At 40.1% G+C, this 21,424-nt stretch carries 21 protein-coding genes and 1 pseudogene; 16 read left to right on the top strand and 6 right to left on the bottom strand.

What is annotated here, in order from left to right; genetic code table 11:
* Positions 1-15 precede the first annotated feature (15 nt).
* From truA to F7732_RS20675, 7 genes are all read left to right on the top strand, one after another.
* Positions 16-768 carry a tRNA pseudouridine(38-40) synthase TruA gene (truA, locus tag F7732_RS20705; protein WP_151575956.1) on the top strand — a complete coding sequence of 251 codons (753 nt, stop codon included), beginning with the start codon at positions 16-18 and terminating at the stop codon, positions 766-768.
* A gap of 382 nt (positions 769-1,150) precedes the next feature.
* Positions 1,151-1,588, top strand: a complete 438-nt coding sequence (rplM, locus tag F7732_RS20700; protein ID WP_066441500.1) for a 50S ribosomal protein L13 — start codon at positions 1,151-1,153, stop codon at positions 1,586-1,588.
* A 22-nt stretch (positions 1,589-1,610) separates the two neighbouring features.
* Positions 1,611-2,003 (top strand): 30S ribosomal protein S9, encoded by a 393-nt coding sequence (gene rpsI / locus F7732_RS20695; protein ID WP_066441499.1) that lies wholly within the window; start codon positions 1,611-1,613, stop codon positions 2,001-2,003.
* A gap of 267 nt (positions 2,004-2,270) precedes the next feature.
* A complete protein-coding gene (gene dcuS, locus F7732_RS20690; RefSeq protein WP_151575955.1) occupies positions 2,271-3,872 on the top strand; it encodes a DcuS/MalK family sensor histidine kinase in 1,602 nt (533 codons plus the stop codon).
* The gene (locus F7732_RS20685) at positions 3,869-4,576 is read left to right on the top strand and encodes a response regulator (RefSeq protein WP_151575954.1); all 708 of its coding nucleotides are present in this window, start codon (positions 3,869-3,871) and stop codon (positions 4,574-4,576) included. Before dcuS ends, F7732_RS20685 begins: the two co-directional genes overlap by 4 nt.
* A gap of 122 nt (positions 4,577-4,698) precedes the next feature.
* A complete protein-coding gene (locus F7732_RS20680; RefSeq protein ID WP_151575953.1) occupies positions 4,699-6,042 on the top strand; it encodes a 2-hydroxycarboxylate transporter family protein in 1,344 nt (447 codons plus the stop codon).
* A 163-nt stretch (positions 6,043-6,205) separates the two neighbouring features.
* A complete protein-coding gene (locus F7732_RS20675; RefSeq protein ID WP_151575952.1) occupies positions 6,206-7,909 on the top strand; it encodes an NAD-dependent malic enzyme in 1,704 nt (567 codons plus the stop codon).
* A gap of 70 nt (positions 7,910-7,979) precedes the next feature.
* Here the strand turns inward: F7732_RS20675 and F7732_RS20670 are convergent, their stop codons facing one another.
* Both F7732_RS20670 and F7732_RS20665 read right to left on the bottom strand, forming a co-directional pair.
* A complete protein-coding gene (locus F7732_RS20670) occupies positions 7,980-8,885 on the bottom strand; it encodes an ABC transporter ATP-binding protein (protein ID WP_151575951.1) in 906 nt (301 codons plus the stop codon).
* Positions 8,885-9,574, bottom strand: coding sequence for an ABC-2 transporter permease (locus tag F7732_RS20665; RefSeq protein ID WP_151575950.1), 690 nt, complete (start codon positions 9,572-9,574; stop codon positions 8,885-8,887). Before F7732_RS20665 ends, F7732_RS20670 begins: the two co-directional genes overlap by 1 nt.
* Before the next feature lie 161 nt (positions 9,575-9,735).
* Between F7732_RS20665 and F7732_RS20660 the strand changes: the two genes are divergently transcribed.
* From F7732_RS20660 to F7732_RS20645, 4 genes are all read left to right on the top strand, one after another.
* On the top strand, positions 9,736-10,446 hold the full coding sequence (locus F7732_RS20660; RefSeq protein ID WP_151575949.1) for a response regulator transcription factor: 711 nt from the start codon (positions 9,736-9,738) through the stop codon (positions 10,444-10,446).
* Complete coding sequence (locus F7732_RS20655; RefSeq protein ID WP_151575948.1) at positions 10,433-12,178, top strand: sensor histidine kinase; 1,746 nt, start codon at positions 10,433-10,435, stop codon at positions 12,176-12,178. The genes F7732_RS20660 and F7732_RS20655 overlap by 14 nt, the downstream gene beginning before the upstream one ends.
* Before the next feature lie 229 nt (positions 12,179-12,407).
* On the top strand, positions 12,408-13,373 hold the full coding sequence (locus F7732_RS20650; protein ID WP_151575947.1) for a sugar kinase: 966 nt from the start codon (positions 12,408-12,410) through the stop codon (positions 13,371-13,373).
* Positions 13,374-13,393: 20 nt separating this feature from the next.
* A complete protein-coding gene (locus tag F7732_RS20645) occupies positions 13,394-14,029 on the top strand; it encodes a bifunctional 2-keto-4-hydroxyglutarate aldolase/2-keto-3-deoxy-6-phosphogluconate aldolase (protein WP_151575946.1) in 636 nt (211 codons plus the stop codon).
* Between the two features lie 164 nt (positions 14,030-14,193).
* Here F7732_RS20645 and F7732_RS20640 read toward each other — a convergent pair whose 3' ends face one another.
* Complete coding sequence (locus tag F7732_RS20640) at positions 14,194-14,871, bottom strand: NAD(P)H-dependent oxidoreductase (protein ID WP_192913071.1); 678 nt, start codon at positions 14,869-14,871, stop codon at positions 14,194-14,196.
* 255 nt (positions 14,872-15,126) lie between these two features.
* Positions 15,127-15,619: pseudogene (locus F7732_RS20635) on the bottom strand (DedA family protein); the annotation flags it as partial.
* Between the two features lie 201 nt (positions 15,620-15,820).
* On the opposite strand from F7732_RS20635, the gene F7732_RS20630 reads away from it, so the two are divergent.
* The 3 genes from F7732_RS20630 to F7732_RS20620 all read left to right on the top strand — a co-directional run bounded on the left by F7732_RS20630 (position 15,821) and on the right by F7732_RS20620 (position 18,346).
* Positions 15,821-16,264, top strand: a complete 444-nt coding sequence (locus F7732_RS20630) for a YbaK family protein (RefSeq protein WP_151575944.1) — start codon at positions 15,821-15,823, stop codon at positions 16,262-16,264.
* Positions 16,265-16,351: 87 nt separating this feature from the next.
* Entirely contained in the window at positions 16,352-17,071 is a 720-nt protein-coding gene (gene cwlD, locus F7732_RS20625) for an N-acetylmuramoyl-L-alanine amidase CwlD (protein WP_151575943.1), read from the top strand.
* A gap of 219 nt (positions 17,072-17,290) precedes the next feature.
* A complete protein-coding gene (locus F7732_RS20620) occupies positions 17,291-18,346 on the top strand; it encodes a P-loop NTPase (protein WP_151575942.1) in 1,056 nt (351 codons plus the stop codon).
* 160 nt (positions 18,347-18,506) lie between these two features.
* On the opposite strand, the gene gerD is transcribed toward F7732_RS20620, so the two are convergent.
* A complete protein-coding gene (gene gerD, locus F7732_RS20615) occupies positions 18,507-19,151 on the bottom strand; it encodes a spore germination lipoprotein GerD (RefSeq protein ID WP_151575941.1) in 645 nt (214 codons plus the stop codon).
* A gap of 146 nt (positions 19,152-19,297) precedes the next feature.
* Here gerD and F7732_RS20610 point away from each other — a divergent pair, with 146 nt between their 5' ends.
* Positions 19,298-19,948 carry a KinB-signaling pathway activation protein gene (locus F7732_RS20610; RefSeq protein ID WP_151575940.1) on the top strand — a complete coding sequence of 217 codons (651 nt, stop codon included), beginning with the start codon at positions 19,298-19,300 and terminating at the stop codon, positions 19,946-19,948.
* A gap of 50 nt (positions 19,949-19,998) precedes the next feature.
* Here the strand turns inward: F7732_RS20610 and pdaB are convergent, their stop codons facing one another.
* Positions 19,999-20,751, bottom strand: coding sequence for a polysaccharide deacetylase family sporulation protein PdaB (gene pdaB, locus F7732_RS20605; RefSeq protein ID WP_151575939.1), 753 nt, complete (start codon positions 20,749-20,751; stop codon positions 19,999-20,001).
* 135 nt (positions 20,752-20,886) lie between these two features.
* Between pdaB and F7732_RS20600 the strand changes: the two genes are divergently transcribed.
* Positions 20,887-21,111 carry a hypothetical protein gene (locus tag F7732_RS20600; RefSeq protein WP_151575938.1) on the top strand — a complete coding sequence of 75 codons (225 nt, stop codon included), beginning with the start codon at positions 20,887-20,889 and terminating at the stop codon, positions 21,109-21,111.
* The last annotated feature ends 313 nt before the right edge of the window (positions 21,112-21,424 follow it).

The raw sequence follows: 21,424 nt of genomic DNA, 5'->3' as shown, positions 1-21,424 counted from the left end.
TGGAGCTTGATATTCATGAAAAGAATGAAATGTACAGTTTCATATGATGGCACTAGTTTTGCCGGCTACCAGGTGCAGCCGGGCAAACGTACAGTGCAGCGGGTGATCGAAGACGCATTGACTAAGCTTCATAAAGGAGCTGAAGTGAAAATAACAGCATCCGGCCGTACCGATGCCGGGGTACATGCAAAAGGACAGGTCATCCACTTTGATACTCCGCTGGAAATCCCGGAAGATAGATGGACGATTGCACTTAATGCGCTGCTGCCGGCTGATGTTGCCGTCACACGCACAGAATGGACGTCTGACACCTTTCATGCCCGTTTTGATACAAGTGGCAAGGAGTATCGCTATTTTGTCCAGAGAAGGGCGCAGAGAGATCCGTTTCAGCGTAACTATGCATCGTTATATCCATACAAGCTGGATGTGTCAGCAATTAGGAAGGCGATCCCATTCTTAATCGGTGAATTTGATTTTACAAGTTTTTGTTCAGCTAAAACAGAAGTGGAAGATAAAGTGCGCAGAATTACCTCGATTGATGTAAAGGAAGACGGAGATCTGCTGATTTTCAGCTTTAAAGGGAATGGCTTTTTATATAATATGGTCAGAATTTTAACAGGCACCTTGCTGGCGGTTGGAAATGGACAGCTGCCGGCAGATGAAATACCGGCAATTCTTGCAGCAAAAGACCGCACCAAAGCGGGAAAAACAGCACCTCCGCAAGGATTGTATTTATGGAAAGTTTTTTATGAGAATGAAGGAAAATAGTAGAGAGAACCGCTAGGTAGCGTTGTGATGGGATTTATATATAAAGATAAGCAAGCATAAAATTTTTGGACTTAGAACAATGTCCAGCTCCAGCGCCTAGCCCCTCGAGGTCTTAAGCCAAGCCAGTCAAAAGGTCAAAGAACGACCTTCTGCCTGGCTCGTCTTAAGCTTGTCGGGGCTGAGCAAGGCGCTTGCGCTATTCTTCTAAAAAAGTTTTCTAAAACAACTAATCCAGGTGTAACATTTTCTTGACATTGTTCTCCCAAAGTTATATTATAGCATATGGTATTGTTATTAAACCCACGATAAGCCCCGGAACTTATTGTGTGATATATGAAACCAAAAAACGAATGAATAATGGAATTATTAGGAGGGAATATCGATGCGTACAACGTTTATGGCGAATTCAAATAATATCGAACGTAAATGGTACGTGATTGATGCTGAAGGACAAACTTTAGGTCGTCTTTCTAGTGAAGTTGCATCAATCCTACGTGGTAAACATAAACCAACTTTCACACCGCATGTTGACACAGGTGATCATGTAATTATTATCAATGCTTCAAAAATCCACTTAACTGGTAAAAAGCTAACTGACAAGATTTACTACCGTCACAGCATGCACCCAGGCGGATTAAAGTCTAGAACTGCTCTTGAAATGCGTACGAACTACCCTGAGAGAATGTTAGAGCTTGCAATCAAAGGCATGCTTCCAAAGAACTCTCTTGGCCGTCAAATTTTCAAGAAGTTAAATGTATATGCTGGTAGCGAGCATCCGCACCAAGCTCAACAACCTGAAGTTTACGAACTTCGTGGATAATTTTTAAAGGGAGGTTATTATCTTGGCACAGGTTCAATATATTGGTACTGGTCGTCGTAAAAGCTCCGTTGCACGTGTTCGTTTAGTTCCAGGCGACGGAAACATCATCATCAATGGTCGTGAAATCACTGACTACATCCCATTTGCAGCTCTTCGTGAAGTTGTAAAGCAGCCACTTGTTGCTACTGAAACAGTAAGCAGCTATGACATTCATGTAAATGTTAATGGTGGTGGGTACACTGGTCAAGCAGGCGCAATCCGTCACGGGATCTCTCGTGCATTGCTTCAAGCTGATCCAGAATTCCGTCCTACACTTAAGCGTGCTGGACTATTAACTCGTGACGCTCGTATGAAAGAACGTAAAAAATACGGTCTTAAAGGCGCTCGTCGTGCACCTCAGTTCTCAAAACGTTAATTTTACGTTTCAAAAGGCTCTCAACCATTTGGTTGGGGGTCTTTTTTTTATAACAAGAAATTCAAGCGGCGTGGATCTCTGCTTTTTTTACTTACAAAAAGCTTTCCTTTGTACTGCAAATATTATAATAAAAGTTAGCATGTTTTTTTGTGCGTTTCATTTGGATTCACAAGTGGAGACTGCTTAAGCCCATTAAGCTTAGCAGTCTCTTCTCATTTAATCTGTCATTTTATCCATAATATAAATAATACTTGCCTGGAGGTTGTTATGAAAAAGCCTAAAATTAGTTTACAAGCGGTCATTATTCTATTTGTATGCATTGTTGTGGCGCTGTCACTTGGAATAACGGATTTGCTCATTAGCAGAGGGATTACTTCCAGTGTTGAAGATACACAGAAAGACAAGGCGCTAAATGTGGCAAGGATGGTGGCAATCAGTCCCCAAGTTATCCGTGCACTTGAAGAACCAGCGAATCAGGAAAATGTTCAGCCGTTTACCAATGAAATAAAAGAACTGACAGAGGTTAACTTTGTTGTGGTAATGAATATGGAGGGAATCCGCCTTTCCCATCCGGATCCTAACGAAATTGGCAGGCATTTTAGGGGAGGAGATGAAGGGCCAGTTCTACAAGGGAAAGAGTATGTGTCGACCGCAAAAGGTTCACTCGGTCCTTCGTTAAGAGCGTTTACTCCTATTAAGAATGCGCAGGGCATTCAAGTTGGGGCAGCTGCGGTTGGAATTTCATTAGATACCGTTACGAAGGCCGTACATAAAGGTCAAATGGTTATGGTAATTGGTACTTTAATTGGCATCTTGATCGGTATTATCGGGGCAGTAGGGCTGGCAAAGTATATTAAAAAAATCCTTTTAGGACTTGAACCATCTGTGATTGCAAAGCTCCTGGAAGAGCGGAGTTCTATGCTCCAGTCAGTAAGAGAAGGCATTATCGCAATTGACCAGGAAGGGAAAATTACTTTGGTGAATCGAGCAGCATCGAGGCTTTTTAAAAAAGCGGGCATTGAAGGAAACCCTATGGGCCATAGCATTGAAAATTATCTGCCAGAGACTAGGTTGACGCGCATTATCAAATCCGGGCAAACGGAGCTGGACCAAGAGCAAAAGTTAAATGGAGTCACCATTCTCGTTAACAGAGTTCCAGTAGTTGTTGATAACGAGCCGGTAGGAGCAATCGCTACATTCCGTGATAAAACAGAGGTTCAGCTTCTTGCTGAACAGCTCACGGGTGTCCGTAATTATGCTGATGCTCTCCGTGCACAGGCACATGAATTTATGAATAAACTTCATGTTATTTTAGGGTTGGTTCGTACAGAGCAGTATGAGACACTCACTAACTATGTGAGTGAAACAGTCAGTCACCGCGAAACGGAAGTCAGTTTTGTTACGAAAATGGTTCTTGATCCAGTCCTTGCGGGGTTTCTAATTGGGAAGCTTAGCTTTGCCAGAGAATCTGGTGCTTCCCTATCCATTGAATGCACGAATAAAATTCCAAAGCCAGCCTATTCAAAAACAACTAATGAGCTCATTACAATTATAGGTAATCTGATCGATAATGCATTAGAGGCAGTTGCAGACTGTCCTAATAAGAAAGTCGAACTTATGCTGGATTATGCAGAAGAGATTTTAACAGTCGAGGTTAAGGATACAGGAAAGGGCATGGAACACGCCATTCAGGATCAGATCCTTGAAAAGGGATTTTCGACAAAAGGTGAAAACCGCGGATTCGGACTCTATCTTCTGCAGATGGCAATTGAAAGGCTGGAAGGGGATTTAATTGTCTCATCTAAAATAGGCAAGGGGACGAATTTTGCTGTATATATTCCGTACAAGGAAGAAGGTGAATCAGTATGATTTCAGTCATGATTGTGGAAGATGACCCGATGGTAGCGGAAATTAATAAGCAATATCTTTCAAAGATTGATGGTTTTCGCTTAACTGCAACCGCAGGCTCAGTCGATGAAGCGGTTCATTTGCTGGAGCTCAATGACATTCAGCTGATTCTGTTAGATCTTTTTATGCCTGGGAAGGTAGGACTAGAACTGCTGACATATCTAAGAAAGAATGAGCTTGAAATAGACGTCATCATTATTTCTGCTGCATCGGATTTGGAACGTATTCAAAAAGCATTGCGGTATGGAGTGGCAGATTACTTAATTAAACCGTTTGAGTTTGAGAGATTCAATGCAGCACTTACAAGTTACCGGCAAAAAACAATGCTGGCTCATAAGCAGAATGCAGTCAGTCAGCAGGAACTTGATCATTTACTTTTAAATAGAGAAGAAAGTGCCATAGCAGAAGAGCTCCCAAAGGGACTGACGAAAGATACATTAAAGCAAGTATGGGAATCGATTCAGGGTTTGAAGGATGAAGCTTTTTCTACTGATGAGGTGGCAAATCATGTAGGCATATCAAGAGTGTCAGCTAGAAAATATCTTAACTTTCTAAAGGAAATCGGCATTCTGGATGTAAAGGTGATATACGGGACGATCGGCAGGCCTGTTTATCAGCATGAATACAACCGCTTTAAAGAGCATCTAATAAAAAACTTTTTGTAAGCAGTGCATTTTGCTGCTTACTTTTTTTATTTACAAAAAGAAAGAATTAACTTTCATAATCTTTGAAAACGGTTTACTAAATAATATGATGAACCAGTAACAATTCAAAGGGGGGTTTATGTATGGCACAAACAGCTAAGAAATTGGAATCGCTTACTCCTATTCCTGGAGGTTCTGGTGAAAAAAGTAAATTTAATTTACTTCATATAAATATCGGAGTTATTCCATTACCGCTTTATCTTTGTATCGCTACAGTAGTTTATCTTGCTACAGTATATGAAGTATTGCCTACAGACATGATTGGCGGCTTCGCCATTATTATTACAATGGGGATTCTGCTGGGGGAAATTGGGATGAAAATTCCAGTCTTAAAGGATATTGGCGGACCTGCTATTATGGCTTTGCTCGTACCATCCATATTAGCGTATTTTAATCTTATTAATGAAACAGGTATGACAGCAGTAACGCAATTAATGAAATCATCGAACTTTCTATATCTTTATATCTCAATTCTTGTAGCCGGAAGTATTCTTGGCATGAATCGCAAAGTGCTTCTCCAAGGCTTCTCTAAAATGTTTGTACCGCTTGTTCTTGGTACGCTTGCTTCTGTTGGTGCAGGAGTTCTTGTTGGTATGCTGTTCGGCTATTCTGCGAAGCACACATTATTCTTTATCGTCGTTCCAATTATCGGTGGAGGAATTGGTGAAGGGATACTGCCGCTCTCCATTGGCTACGGGCAGGTTTTAGGTGCTGATGCAGAAACCTTTGTTGGACAGTTAATCCCAGCAGCGGTCATCGGCAATATTGCAGCCATCATTTGCGCTGGTCTTCTTTCCCGCTTAGGAACAAAGAAACCGCATTTAACTGGAAATGGTACTTTGGTTAAATCAAAAGGCGGAGATGGCATTACAGAATCAACAACGATTAATAAACCAGTTGATTTTCCATTAATGGGTGCAGGTCTATTAATTGCATGTACATTCTTTATTGTGGGAGGACTTGGCCATATGGTACTGGGAATGCCTGGTCCTGTCTTAATGATTGTTGCTGCTGCATTGGTTAAGTGCTTCAAACTTGTTCCGGCAAAGATTGAACAAGGTGCACACAATATGTATAAATTTGTGTCTTCAAGCTTAACGTGGCCATTAATGGTTGGTCTTGGTCTTTTGTACATTCCATTAGAAGATGTTGTAAAGATTGTTACTCCTTCATACATTGTTGTCTGTGTGGCGGTCGTTGTTGCTATGGTTGCAACGGGTTACTTTGTCGGAAAGCTTATGAACATGCACCCAATTGATTCGGCTATTGTTACAGGCTGTCATAGCGGACTTGGCGGAACTGGAGATGTTGCGATTCTCTCGGCATCCAACCGTATGTCATTAATGCCTTTTGCACAAATTGCGACAAGACTTGGCGGTGCAGCTACTGTCATTCTTGCGATCATGCTTTTAAAACTGGTAAGCTAATCTTAAAAAGACAAATGCAAAGCAGGCAGCATTCATACTGTCTGCTTTGTTTAGTCAAAAAATAATATAAATAAGGTAATTACCTATAAGTAGAATTCAAAGGTTATGAACATGTTAAAATAAGATAATAGACAACCTTATTATAGAGAAAGAAGGAAATTTCATGAGTGCTTCTAAGGATATTATTATCACACCATTAAAAGGGAAAGAAATTCTCTCTAATCCTTATTTGAATAAAGGGATTGCATTTACAAAAGAGGAAAGAGAAGATCTGGGTCTGAATGGACTGCTGCCATCACAGGTGCTTACATTAGAGGAACAAGTGAGCAGAGCTTATGAGCAATACTCCATGAGAACGACTGATTTATTCAAAAATGGACTGCTATATGATTTATATAACCGCAATGTTGTTTTATTCTATCGGCTTTTAAAAGAGCATTTAGCAGAAATGCTGCCGATTATCTATACTCCTACGGTCAGCGATGCGATTCAGTCGTATTCACATACTTACCGTCGCCCAGGCGGCTTATACCTTTCTATTGATGATCCAAAGGGAATTGAAGAAGCTTTTCAAAACCTTGGACAGCCTAAAGATGGAATCGATTTAATCGTTGTTACAGACTCCGAAAGTATTCTTGGCATCGGAGATCAAGGGGTAGGCGGAATTAATATTGCCATTGGAAAACTTGCTGTATATACTGCAGCTGCTGGAATTGACCCTAGCCGTGTTCTGCCGGTTGTGCTTGATGTGGGTACAAACAATCAGGAGCTAATTGCTGATCCTCTATATGTGGGGAATAAAATCCCTCGTGTTCGCGGTGAGCAATATGATGAATTTATTGATTTGTTTATTGAGTCTGCCAGAACGCATTTTCCGGAAGTTCTTCTTCACTGGGAGGATTTTGGCAATGTAAATGCCCGAAAAATCTTAGATAAATATGGTGATAAGATCCTTACGTTCAATGATGACATTCAAGGTACAGGTGCAGTTACGCTAGCTGCAATCATGTCAGCATTGAAAGTGACAGGAACTTCTATGAAGGATCAGCGGATTGTAGTCTTCGGGCCGGGGGCTGCTGGAATTGGAAATGCTGATCAAATTGCCGATGCTATGATTCTTGATGGACTGACAAAAGAAGAGGCATATAGCCAATTCTGGGCTATTGATTATAGAGGCTTGCTGACAGATGAAACACCTGATGTTTTTGACTTCCAAAAGCCTTATGTTAGATCAGCAGCTGAAGTAGATGGCTGGGACCGCAATGAGGATGGACTTATCACTTTAAAAGAAGTGGTGCAGAGAGTAAAGCCAACGATTTTAATCGGTACTTCTGGACAAGCGGGTGCGTTCACAGAAGAGATTATTAAAGAAATGGCGAAGCATGTGGAACGCCCGATTATCATGCCGATGTCTAATCCGACTTCTCTTGCGGAGGCAGTGCCTGAAAATCTGATTAAATGGACAGATGGAAAAGCGCTTATTGCCACTGGCAGTCCGTTTAATAATATCGAACATAATGGGATCACATATGAGATTGGTCAGTCAAACAATGCGTTTGTATTCCCGGGGCTGGGACTTGGCGCTATTGTGGCTAAGGCAGAAGTCATTTCAAAAGGGATGTTTGCTGCCGCTTCAAATGCCGTTGCCGAAATGTCTGACAGCAGTCAGCCTGGTGCATCTCTTCTTCCGTCCATTGAGCATTTGCATGAAGTATCTATTTATGTGGCAGTTCAAGTAGCAAAAGCGGCCATGGAAGAGGGAATTGCAAGAGCAGAAATAACAGATCCAGCTAAAGCTGTAAACGATGCCGTATGGGAACCAGAATATAAAGAAATCAGAAGTGTGGGAGTTTGGACGAGAATTTAATAACCACACTTCACTTTGATGCTAAAAAAAGCTAAAGATCCCCTTAATGGGGATCTTTTAAATTTACCATTTACTCTTCTAAAAATATCTCCTCAAGCGAAGGTTCATCAACACTGACACGGTAAACATCGATTTTTTTCTGATTAAAAGCACGGATGACTTCTGCAATTTTTTTCTCATGATCAAGGGTGAGCGTTACTTGTGAATCAGCAGCAGAAACATCTGTGCCAACTGATTGGAGCCATTCCATCATTGTATGCTGATCTCCTTTAGACATAGGAGAATGCTTAACCGTTACAGTCAGTGTAGAACGGTAAAAAGTCCGCAGCTCCTCCATCGTACCAATTTTGCCAACCTTGCCTTCTTTCATGATGGCAATTCGGGTACACACTTTTTCTACCTCATCTAAATTGTGGGAAGTCATAAAAATGGTCTTTCCGCGCATTTTTAAATCATGAATCAGCTTATGAATATGAAGAACGGATTCTGCATCTAATCCAGACGTTGGTTCATCGAGAAAAATGAGCTCCGGGTCATGAATGATTGCCTGGGCAATACCAAGCTTCTTTTTCATGCCAAAAGAAAATTTAGAGGTTTTAACATGTGCATGCCCATCTAATCCGACAGACCGCAAGACCGCCATACAATGTTGTTTTCCAGTAGGTTTTCCAGAAAGTGCAGACAGAAACTTTAAATGATCAAATGCTGTTAGAGATTCATAAAAAGTAGAGTAGTCAGGCATTACACCAACCCGTTTCTTTACTTTCTCAACAGAACCATGAACGCCAAGCAGCGAAAAGGTGCCGGATGTTGGCCGGATAATGCCTGTCAGCATATTAATGAATGTTGACTTTCCGGCACCATTGCGGCCAAGAAAACCAAAAACTTCACCCTTTTCTATAACCAGATCAATTCCCTTCACTACTTGATGTGCTCCATATGCCTTTCTTAACTGATTTGTTTCAATCGCAGTCATTAAAATTCCCTCCTTTTGAAAATGACAGCTGAGATAAACAGCAAAAATGCCGCCAGTATATTAATAATCAAGAATAAATAGTTATCATGCTCTAAATAGTAAAATGGAGTGACAAACTTAAGCCAGCTTACCCATTCATTTGACGTAAACGTAATCCACATCCCGAAAATCGGAAAGGCGATACCGAGCAGAATGCCAAGAAACATGGTAATGCCTGGTTTTGGAATGATTGTAGAAAGCAGAATCGTCAATGAAATCTGGTAGATTAAGAGACTCATGACTTGAAAAAAGCTGAAAAAATCGAACTGCCTGGCAAAAATGCTGATGATCAAAAACGAAATGGTGACACAGACTGTCCAAAAGAGAACGATTCCCAAAAATTTCCCGAACAAAATAGACAATCTGGATGTTCTTGTTACTAAAAAACGCATCGTCCGCTCATGTGTTTCTCTATTTATGCAATCATGTGAAAGTCCTAATACAAATAACTGTCCAAACAATAGCAATAATGAAAGCAGTCCAATTGTATGAACATAGTTCATTTCATCTGCAGTAAAGTCTACGACATTCGTTAATGCGTTTGAGAATTTGGAAGAATAATAAGCAGTTGCCAATAAAATTGCGATAATGATAATGGATTTTATACTTTTAAATAAACTGAAAAACTCCCTTTTGCTGATTACATACATAATTTTTACAATACTCCCTTCACAAATGTGTAATTGATATTCAGTATAAGGACTCAATCTTATGTAAGAAGAAACTTCACCTTAATTCAACCTTAATTCTTCCATCCGAAATCACATCTAATGTTAAGATGGGGATGTAAGTAAAAGAGGTGAATAGATTTATGCAAGAACATATATTAATTGTCGATGATGAAAAAGCCATTGTACAAATGCTAAAAATCATTTTAACAAAAGAATCCTTTAAACATATTGATACGGCAGGTACAGCAGAGGAAGCACTATCCCTTTGTAAGATGAAACGGTACGATTTGATTCTGCTTGATGTAATGCTGCCCAATCGGAGCGGCTTCGAAATTTGTCCTTTAATTAGAGAAACGACGGATGCTCCTATTTTCTTCTTAACAGCAAAATCAACTGATTTAGATAAACTTTCAGGATTTGCTCTGGGAGCGGATGACTATATTACAAAACCGTTTAATCCGTTGGAAGTTGTGGCCAGAGTGAAAGCTCATCTGCGCAGGAGTACGTTAAGAACAATCCCTGCACAAACAAACTATCAATTTGGATATTTGGCTGTAAATGCCTCGTCTGGAGAAGTAAAAGTAAAAGGGAAACAGGTTGAGTTGCCTGCACAAGTATATCAGCTGCTGCTATTCTTTTGTAAGCATCCGAACCAGCTGTTCAGCAAAAGCCAGCTCTATGAACGAGTGTGGGGCGAAGCGTTTCTAGGTGAAGATAATACGATTATGGTACATATTAGAAAGCTTCGTGAAAAGATTGAAGCGAACCCAAGTAAACCTAAGTACATTGTAACGGTCCGGGGACTCGGTTATAAATTTGTTCCGGACGGGGTTCGTCATGAACATTTATAGACGTTTTATCGTCCAGTTTTTATTTCAGATTATAATAGGCTTTATTCTGCTGCTTCTCCTATTCATAGCGATCTGGGGAATGATTGGCTTTTCGATTAGCAGCGCTGACATTGAGAAGGATTTGTCCAAGGGTGATTCGTTTTATTTTTCCGAGGCCATCTCTATGAAAGATGGAAAGGCTGTATTTAATGACAAATTGAAACAGCTAGTAAAAAATCAGGATATGGAACTGATCGTTTTCACAAAAGAAGGTCAAATTGCTGGTTCTTATCCTGCGTTAGAAACAGATCTTTCTCCGATAGAGCAAGGTGAATTAGCTTCACTAATTTTAGGAGGAACAGGGGAACATTCATTTATTGATTTGGTTGATTGGAAGGATATGGACCCCTACTATTTATTGATTAGAAAAGGAAATGCTTTGCAAGATCTGCTAACACAGACCCAAAGGCTGGCAGAGTGGGATAAACAGAAACTAAACTTAACGGATCGCGCAATCGACAAATTGAATAAAGAACACAGCTGGGTTCAACTTATCAATCCGGCTGGCGATGTTGTGGATGAATTTGCAGCAGAAGCACAGCCTAGCCATTACAGTTTCGAGGAACTTACATTCATCTCAGAACATGACAAAAATACAGCGAGTGCTTACTTCCATGAAGAGACAGGACAAACGCTTATCGTAGGCATAGGTCGCAATGACCCAGCAGCGTCCACCGATGAGAGCTTCTATAAACATATCAGTCAAAGTTTCCTGATTGCTTTTGTGATTCTGTTTTTATTGCTTCTATTGGGAACGTTCTGGTATGCGCGCAAATTTGGCATTCCTTTGATTACAATGATGAAATGGATCAAAAATCTTGGTGATGGTATTTTTGAAGAACCACAGGATCTCCATCAGCAATCTGTTCTAATGAATAAGAAGGGAAAGCTAAAAAAGAAATACCGATTATATAAAGATTTTATTCTGGCTCTTCATCAGCTAACGAAAACGTTAAAAGATAATGAATCTGAGCGGCTGAAAATGACGAAGACAAGAGAAGAGTGGATCAGCGGGATATCACATGATTTAAAAACTCCGCTTGCATCCATAGCAGGTTACTCTCAAATGCTTAAATCGCCAAATTATTCTTGGTCTGAACAGGAAACAAAGGATTTTGGAGAAATTATCACTGACAAGTCAGCTTATATGATGGAATTACTTGAGGACCTGACACTGACTTACCGGCTGAGGAATCAGGCACTCCCTATTGTAAAAGAAGAAGTGGATCTAAATGAATTTATCCGCAGAACCATCATTTATTTTGTTAATGATCCAAACAACAGGGACCTAAACCTGATATTTAATCCTTCTCCTAAGAGAATATCAGCTCATATTGACCCCAAATGGTTTCAGCGGATACTGGACAATTTAATTCAAAACGCCATCAAATATAACCCGGCTCATACATCTATTACTGTTTCAGTTTCTTTGATTGAACAGCATTTTATTGTGATTAAAGTAGAAGATGATGGAATTGGCATGGATCAGGAAACACTTGATAAGCTATTTCAGCGGTACTACCGGGGCACTAATACAAGTGATACGAGTATGGGAACAGGGCTTGGCATGGCGATTGCCAAACAACTTGTACAACTGCATGATGGCACCATTCAAGTAAACAGCACACCGAATAAGGGCACCTTCATTCGGATCTTAATTCCGGCAATGGAGAATGCAAAAGAGTATAAGTAGTGAATACGCTAAAGAAGGAGACATTGAATGACTGACGAAGAAAAACCAGCAGTCAAACAGTGTCTCTTTCATTTGCATAAGAAAATATCTGCAGCCTTTTTCTCATTGACCATTAAATAGAGGCAAGGTATAATTAATTTACGGAACATTGTTCCATAATATGAAACTATGAGTATGTAAAATAAATACAATAAGAAGTATGGAGTTAAATCAGTGAGGTGGATATAAAATGGGGAAGAGGATCGTAACAATCGGCGAAGCAATGGGCTTGTTTGTTTCTGATGAATTTGGCCCGCTGGAAAAGGTGCAGAAATTTACGCGCTCGATTGCTGGAGCAGAGCTAAATGTAAGCGTTGGCATGGCGAGACTTGGCCATGAAGTGTATTATGCCACTCAAGTGGGAAATGATCCTTTAGGCAAATCGATTAAAAGATTTATTGAAAGTGAACATATAAGCAGTTCATTCGTTTTTGAGAGCAATGACTATGTTACAGGCTTGCAGATGAAAGAAAAGGTGGCAGAAGGAGATCCTCATGTCGCCAGTTTCCGTAAAGGAAGTGCCGCTTCCAGAATTGGACTGGATCAATTTAAGGAGGTAGACTTCTCTAAGTTTGATGTTGTGCATCTAACGGGTGTATTTTTGGCACTTTCCTCTGAGACAAAGACTGTTTCTCACTTTTTTGCAGAAGAAGGCAGAAAGGCCGGGGCTACCATATCGTTTGATCCGAATCTGCGTCCAAATTTATGGAATAGTCAAGAAGAGATGGTTCGAAGCATTAATGACCTAGCTGCTAAATGCGATGTGGTTCTGCCAGGCATTTCAGAAGGAAAAATCTTAACGGGCTTTGATACACCAGAGGAAATTGCTGAATACTATCTGCGTAAAGGTGTAAAGCTGGTTGTCATTAAGCTTGGGGAAAAAGGCGCCTATGCCAAAGGGCAGGATTATGAAGGAACTTATATTAAAGGCTTTAAAGTGGATGAAATTATTGACACTGTTGGAGCAGGAGATGGATTTGCAGCAGGAGTGATCAGCGGATTATCAGAAGGATTGTCCATTGAAGATAGTGTCATACGCGGTAATGCCATTGGTGCCATTCAGCTCAGCTCTCCGGGAGATAATGAAGGCCTGCCGACAAGAGAGAAATTAGAGCATTTTATCCAATCCGCAGGTTCTATGAAAACAGCAAACTAATAGAAAGGAATGAAAGTAAAATGAAAAAAATAAACACCTTGCAGCAGATCGCACAATCAAAAATTGTCGCTGTCATCCGCGCAGATTCTTCTGAAGAGGCTATACAGATTACAAAAGCTTGTATTGAAGGTGGAATCACGTGTGTGGAGCTGACATACACAATCCCTGGTGTAGAAGATGCTATTAAATCACTGGTCTCTGAATATAAGGATGACAGCAGAGTTGTTGTCGGAGCCGGAACCGTATTGGATGAGACAACAGCAAGATTAGCGATTATGGCAGGAAGTGAATTTGTTGTCAGTCCTGCTTTCAGCAAACAAGTTGCGAAGCTTTGTAACTTATATGGTATCCCGTATATGCCAGGATGCGTAACCATCACTGAAATGCAGGAAGCACTCACTTATGGGACAGATGTGATTAAGCTTTTCCCAGGCAGCTTGGTGGGACCGGATTATATTAAAGCAGTAAAAGCGCCATTGCCTCATGTAAATATTATGCCAACAGGCGGAGTAAGTCTGGATAATATTCAAGAGTGGCTTGATAATGGCTGTGTGGCTGTTGGAATAGGCGGAAACCTAGTCAACGCAGCAAAAGCGGATGGAGATTATCAGAAAGTGACAGAATTGGCTCGCCAATATGTTGAAAAAATAAACTAGTGGATCGTGAGCAAGCCGTACTTATAACAGGAGTGCTCACTAAGAAAGCCTTGCAAGAATAATGCAAAAGCGATGCTTTAGTGCTATGTAATTGTTTTTTGGTTATCCTTCCATTTATAAAAGGCTCATTGATCACTAGATGTGAACAATGAGCCCTTTTTATATTATACCCAATGAATAATATCCTCTGCCTGCTGTCTGGATTTTGGACGATGCGGATCTTGTGCCCGATATCCGAATGCAACGAAGCAGGAGAGGCCGAAGTCATCGATTAGAATGCCTTCTTCTTTTAAGATAGCCTCTGCTTTTCCTTTATCAAAGCCCTCAATTGGACATGAGTCAACGCCAATCATGGCTGCGGCTGTCACCATATTTCCGAGGGCAATATACGATTGTCTCGATGCCCACTGAAAGAACAGTTCGTCAAAGGCATTAAGCTTAAATTCATTTTCGATAAAGCTGGTGTAGGCTCCCCCGATTCCTTTGACAACTTCGGGCGGCATTTTATGGACATCCTTCATGATATGCTGAATATAATCAGATTCTGGGGTAAGACTTTGTTTTACTCGGCTCAGAATAAGAACGAAGTGACTGGCTGTTGGAAGTGTTTTTTGTGCACCCCAGGAAACGGCTCGCAGCTTTTCTCTTATGTGTTCATTTTGCAGAACAACAAATTTCCAAGGTTCAAAGCCGAATGAAGATGGAGAAAGTCTTGCAGTTTCTAGAATGAATGCAAAATCCTCTTCTGTAATTTTTTGCGCGGGATCGAATTCCTTGCATGCATGGCGAAATTGGAACGCATTTAGGATGTCTTCTTTACGAATACTTGGTTTGTGTGGCATCTATTTCACTCCTTTTAGATGATTAACAAAAGTATAATATAGTGCACGCATTTTATGTTGCAGGCAGTATTTTGCATAACTGACTTCTATTCTGCACCAAGTAAAATAAAAAATAGCGGCAAATTGGCCGCTATTAGTTTTATTAAGAAAATAAACCTTAGATTTTTCTCTTCCGAAGTCTTGTAAACACGAACCAAATAAGAAATAGTGCAATCGGGATCAGAAGATAGTTCGCATATTGAGCAAAGATGGCTCCAGCTCTTTCCCATTGCGGCCCTAAAGCATAGCCTAAATAAACGTAAATGGCTGTGACAGGAAGCATGGCAACATATGTATAGATGATAAATTTCCAAATATTCATCTTAGCCATCCCGCATGGAATGGAAATAGCTGTGCGCACCCCAGGAATAAATCGTCCTAAAAAGGCAACTGCTCCTCCATACTTTGCAAAAAATACATCCGCTTTATCAATATGCTCTTCTTTTACTAAAAAATACTTTCCAAATTTTAAAACAACTGGACGGCCGCCATATCGGCCTAATGCATATAATGTCAATGGACCGAGAACACCGCCGATGGAACCGGCAATAATCGCTCCATATAAATTCATGTCCCCTTCATATACCCAAAAGCCAGCTAGCGGCAGTACAAGCTCAGCTGGAACAAATTCAAATGTTAAGGCCAGCATGATGCCAAAGTAAGATAATCCTTTAAAAGCCTCAATCATTTCTAAGATCAGAGCTTCCAACCGGACACCTCCTTCAAATAGTCTTTTATTTATAACCAAGACATAAGTATATCATAAGTCCATCTTTCTCTATAGTATTTACCTATAGCCCCATGCTTTTACATTGGAAAAGAATCGCAGAAAAATGGCAAATGAATCAATGCTGATTTCTGCATGGCTGCCTAAGAACAGTTAAAGAATATCTTCAAGGGGTGAATACATTTGACTGTCATCACGACATTTACAGAAAAAAGACGAGAAAAGCAAGTCAAATATGAGAAATCGGTTCTGAAGGAACTGTCTATAAAGGAATTAAAAGAAAAGGTAAAACATTTTTTTGGATCATCCAGATTGGTAACAAATTTACTCATGAATGCAGGAATCGAGGAAGCTTGTTATGATGTAGCCATTGAAGCGTATTTACTTGGCGCTCAGTACAGCCGGTTTGGCATGCATGGAGAAACAAATGAACAAGTCATGGAACGCTGCAGTGAAGAACGTCTCCATTTTACTGATACGCTCTATCATTTTTTCCTGTACTGGAGTCACGGGGAGGAAGGAGCAATGAGTGAATCCCTTTATTATTTGTGCGAGCAATATGTCAACAGCTGGTGGCATGAAGGCTTTAACAAAGGGCAGCGCAGACAGAAGCTTCGTCTGCATTAACTAGAAGCACTCTTCTTTTCATGTTCTAATTCCTCATCTTGTCCCATATATTGAATGGAGGACAAGCGGGGAGTTGATGTGGCTTATATGAATAAAAAAATAAAAGCTGGCGCATTTATTATTGGTTTAACCATTTTGTTTTTTATTCTGCAATACGATTTCTCTGAGGATGACTCCTGGGAATCGTGGAACTTACCTTTAACAGGGAAGATTATCCTTTTAGATCCTGGTCATGGAGGTCCTGATGGCGGAGCTGGAGATGAAGTAGCTCTCGAAAAGGACATTGCTTTAGATGTCTCTTTAAAGATAAGAGATTATCTTCAAGAGCAAGGCGCGCTTGTTCTTATGACGCGAGAAGAGGATCGGGACTTAGCTCCTGAAGGTACAAAAGGATACAGCAGAAGAAAAGTCGAGGATCTCAAAAAGCGGCTGGAGCTAATCAATGATTCTAATGCAGAATTCTATGTCAGCATTCATCTTAATTCCATCCCATCGCCGCGATGGAGCGGAGCGCAAACCTTTTATTCAAATCACTTGATTGAAAACGGAAGATCAGCGAAGTTTATCCAAGATGAGCTACGCAGAAACCTCGAGAATACAACAAGAAAAGCCAAACCAATCAATAATGTTTATATAGTAGAAAATGCGGAAAAGCCAGGTGCTCTTGTTGAAATCGGGTTTTTATCAAATCCTGAAGAAAAATCCCGTTTGAAAACTGAGGACTATCAGGATAAAGTCGCTGCTTCTGTTTATAATGGGATTCTCCGCTATTTTACAAACGAAGCAGAGTTAAAAGAGGAAGAATAGTTTCCGTTAAGGTGCTCATGATCATGAGCACCTTTTCGATGTCGATTTGGTTAAGGCTAATATAGCGTTTTCATTGAAGCTGTCACCAGCTGCTGAATAATTCATATAAGTGTGATATTTGTTTACTATTTATTGGGGGTAAACATGTTATAGTAGAATTAATGTATGGATTTTACCCATGCTAATACTTAGAGTGATATTACATAAGGAGGGGCTACGATGTTAACAGAACAAAGCATGAAAGACGCAATCAGCGGACTGAGAGAACCATTTTTACATAAAACATTAGGCGAGTTAAACGCAATTGAGGAAATAAAAATAAAAGAAGAAAAAGAACATGTAAGTGTGAAGATTTTAATTGCTAAAACGGGAACAGCCGAACAGATGCAGCTGCAGACAGAAATCGTCAATCGCTTAAAAGAGGCAGGAGCAGCAACTGTAGGCATTCGTTTCAGTGAACTTCCAGAAGAGATTCTTGCTCAATATAGACAAGCTAACGCAGACAGTGGAGCTGGCCTGCTATCTCCTGGAAACAAGACACAATTTATTGCGATCGCCAGCGGCAAGGGCGGCGTTGGGAAATCAACCGTTTCTGTTAACCTCGCCATATCGTTAGCCCGCCTGGGGAAAAAAGTCGGATTGGTGGATGCCGATATATATGGATTCAGTGTACCGGATATGATGGGTATCACTAAACGCCCTGTTGTAAGAGGAGAGCAAATTATCCCGGTTGAAAGATTTGGCGTAAAAGTGATTTCAATGGGATTCTTTGTAGAAGATAACGCTCCTATTATCTGGAGAGGGCCAATGCTTGGCAAAATGCTGAATAGTTTCTTTAACGAGGTGGAGTGGGGAGAACTTGATTATTTGCTGCTTGACCTGCCTCCGGGAACAGGAGATGTGGCACTTGATGTCCATACAATGCTGCCATCCTGTAAAGAAATTGTTGTTACAACACCGCATGCTACAGCAGCTTTTGTAGCTGCCCGGGCAGGAGCAATGGCTTTAAGAACAGAGCATGAAATTTTAGGCGTGGTAGAGAATATGGCCTACTTTGAAAGCAAGCTAACGGGTGAGAAAGAGTATGTATTTGGCCAAGGGGGCGGACAGAAGCTTGCTGAAGAATTACGGACAGACGTTTTAGGACAGCTTCCATTAGCACAGCCGGATTATAATGAGGAAGATTTTGCTCCTTCGGTATATGATCAAGACCATAAGCTTGGAAAGATTTATGGAGATATTGCTAAGAAAATTGTAGAAGCAACTGAGAAATAATAAAAGCAATAAGGATATGAATATTAATAGCAAAAAAGCGTGGAGCCTGTTATAGCTTCGCGCTTTTTATTAGCTTGGGTTTGATTGGTTCTGATGTATGTAACTCTTAAAGAGACAACCTTTTCTCTTATTGAGAAAAGGCTGTCAAACTTACGCTGCATTAGCTGCCTCCACCGCCGCCAGATTCTTCTTCTCCACCACTTTCTTCTCCGCCTTCCTCTGGCTGTTCTTCACTGCCGCCTCCTTGACCACCGCCACCGCCGCCGGCTTCTTCTGCGGCCTTGAGGAGAATGTCTTGCAGTTTTGCCTTAAACAGTGGACTTTCGAATGTCTCCGTTACAACTGTTTGTAAATGTTCTCGATATTCTTTGCTTTTCAGAACATTGGTCACTTCTTTTTGCAGCTCCGGATCTTTTAAAACTTCAATCATCATCCCGCGGTATTCGGGATCCTTCATTAAGTCTTTTAGTAACTGTTCGTTTCCGTCTTTCATGCTTTTTGCCATGCTTTCAGCAAACTTAGGATCTTCAAAAGAAGTTTTCCAAAACTCAGTGCCTTCTTTAGAAGTGAGAGTTGTCTGAATGGTTTCTGCTACAATGGCTTCATCCATAATAAGTGTTTGCTTAATTTTGTCATCCTCGAGCAGTTCTTGAACCGCCTTTTTGCCATCATCTGTTTTTAATATATCTACAACCATCTTTTTCGTTTGATCATAATCCATTTGACCGCCGGATTCCTCCTGGCCGCAACCGGAGATTATGGCCAAAAAAAGAAGAGGGAATAGTATTCGGGCTATTTTTAACATGTTAAAGACTCCTTTCACAATTATCCTTAACATTAGAATGAAGAAAAAGGACAAATATTATGCGTGAACTATGATGTACCTAGATTTTTCAATGTTTGGTTGGTACAATCATAATTAGGAATTTAATGCTATGGGGGAAAAATAAATTGACTAGCCGGCTTTGGGTAAAATTATTCTTATCAACCCTGTTACTTGGGGGAGTAGTAACGAGCATCACTGGATTTATTGTGCGTTGGGATGAATTCTCTTCAATCTTTATGCCCTTTGATTTTCTTGAGGTTCTTTCCGTATTATTTTGGCTTTTTGGCGTTGGACTGATTTTCAGTATTATTAGCCAGATGGGCTTTTTTGCATACTTAACGATTCACCGCTTCGGCCTTGGAATATTCAAGTCCCATAAATTATGGAACGGTGTACAGGTTGTCTTAATATTATTTGTTCTGTTTGACCTTGTATACTTTCGCTACAACGCATTTGCAGAACAAGGAGATAGCCTGCTTCCATATATAGGATTAGCGGCTATGCTGCTGGCAGCAGGGTTAATAACTGCTTTTCTGAAAGTGAGAATCTCAACAAAAGAAACATTTATACCAGCTTTATTTTTCATGATTGTTGTCACAACGATTGAATGGGTGCCGATTTTGAGGGTAAATGAGTATAGCTGGGTATGGCTGATGATTTTCCCATTAATTATTTGCAATGCGTACCAGCTATTGATATTGCAAAAAATTAATGAACAATCTCGTATGCACCGTCAGCAGCTTGATCAGAAAAAGAATATTCCATTAAAAAAATAAACTGTTCTCCAGCTGCAGAAATATAGTGCAGCTGGAGAACAGTTTTTTAGTTATTTAATCTCATTGGTTTTCGCATCAGCATTGGCAATCATTTCAGATACGGATACCAGTTTATGTCCTTTATTATTAATGTTCTTGACTACATCGGGCAAAGCAGCAGCTGTCTGTTTAGCTGAATCTGAAGCATGGAGCAGGATAATGTCTCCTTTTTTTGCTTTCCCTGTATTTTTAATAATCACTTCTGAGCCGGGATTCGTCCAATCTTTAGAATCAATACTCCAATGAACAACCGTATAGCCTAATCCTTCTGCTATTTTTAATGTGTTTTGATCAAAATGTCCTGTTGGCGCACGCAGCAGTTTAATATTCTTAACATTTAATTTGCCAAAAGCTGTTTGAGCTTTTGCGATATCCTGCCTGACTTTTTCAGGCTCGATTTCAGTATAGTCTTTATATTCATAACCTAGCATGCCTATTTCATATCCTTCTTTTACGATTCTCTCCACAATATCAGGGTGGCTCTCTGCCCAGGCGCCAGATAGAAAGAAAGTAGCAGCCTTAACATTTTCTTTTTTCAGGACATCGAGAATCGGCTCAGCTTTTTCATCGCCCCAGCCAATATTAAAGGTGAGTGCCACGTTTTTTTCTCCTTTATAGATGGCTTTCGGTCCATCCTTAACGGAGAATGCCGGCATATGAATAAGGTTCTGAAAGTAAAAAATCCAAGCGGTAAAAAAAGCGGCAGTCATGATTATAATCATCTGTTTTACACGTTTTCCATTTAGTACATAGAAAAAATTCATCTAACTATCACCTCGTCCATTCCGTTGCTTGCTACATATGTATGCTGTGCTTGTCTAGAAAATGCAAAAAATACTTATAATAAAAGTACGTGTGGAAAATACTACTAGAACTAAAAAAGAGCTGGAGGAAGATATATGATCGGATTTCTAATCAATCAAAAAGAAGTGCAAGAGATGGAGTACTTAATCAAAAGGGAGCTTGATGAAATCCTATTTGATTTGAAGGATGAAAGAATTGATTCTATGGTAAAAAGAGCAATGAACGAGAGGTATAAAATATTATTTCAATTATTTACCCGGATTGCGTCACCTAAAGAATGTTTAAAGTACACGCGCAGCAGCAGCATTTATAAGCAGTAATATCGGTCATACATAATCTATTTTATTTTTTTTGTGAAAATTGTTGACTTCGTTATCGTAAGTTGGTATATTAATAAACGTCGCTGCTGACACACAACTTGATTGTTAAAAAAACATGAAAAAAGTTGTTGACAGAAACGACGGTCCATGTTAAATTAATAAAGTCGCTTTTGAGCGGCGGAGTTAATAAAATTGCTCTTTGAAAACTGAACGAACAATAAAACGTCAACGTTTAAAAAAAGATTCTTCGGAATCAACAATGTACATTATGTACACAAGAGCTAATCAACTCTTTCTTGGAGAGTTTGATCCT

Origin of the sequence: Bacillus mesophilum, assembly GCF_008923265.1 — a bacterium.
GTDB classification, from domain to species: domain Bacteria; phylum Bacillota; class Bacilli; order Bacillales; family Cytobacillaceae; genus Cytobacillus; species Cytobacillus mesophilum.
The sequence above is the reverse complement of the archived record's forward strand: the minus strand, read 5'-3'. Positions and strand labels throughout refer to the sequence as shown.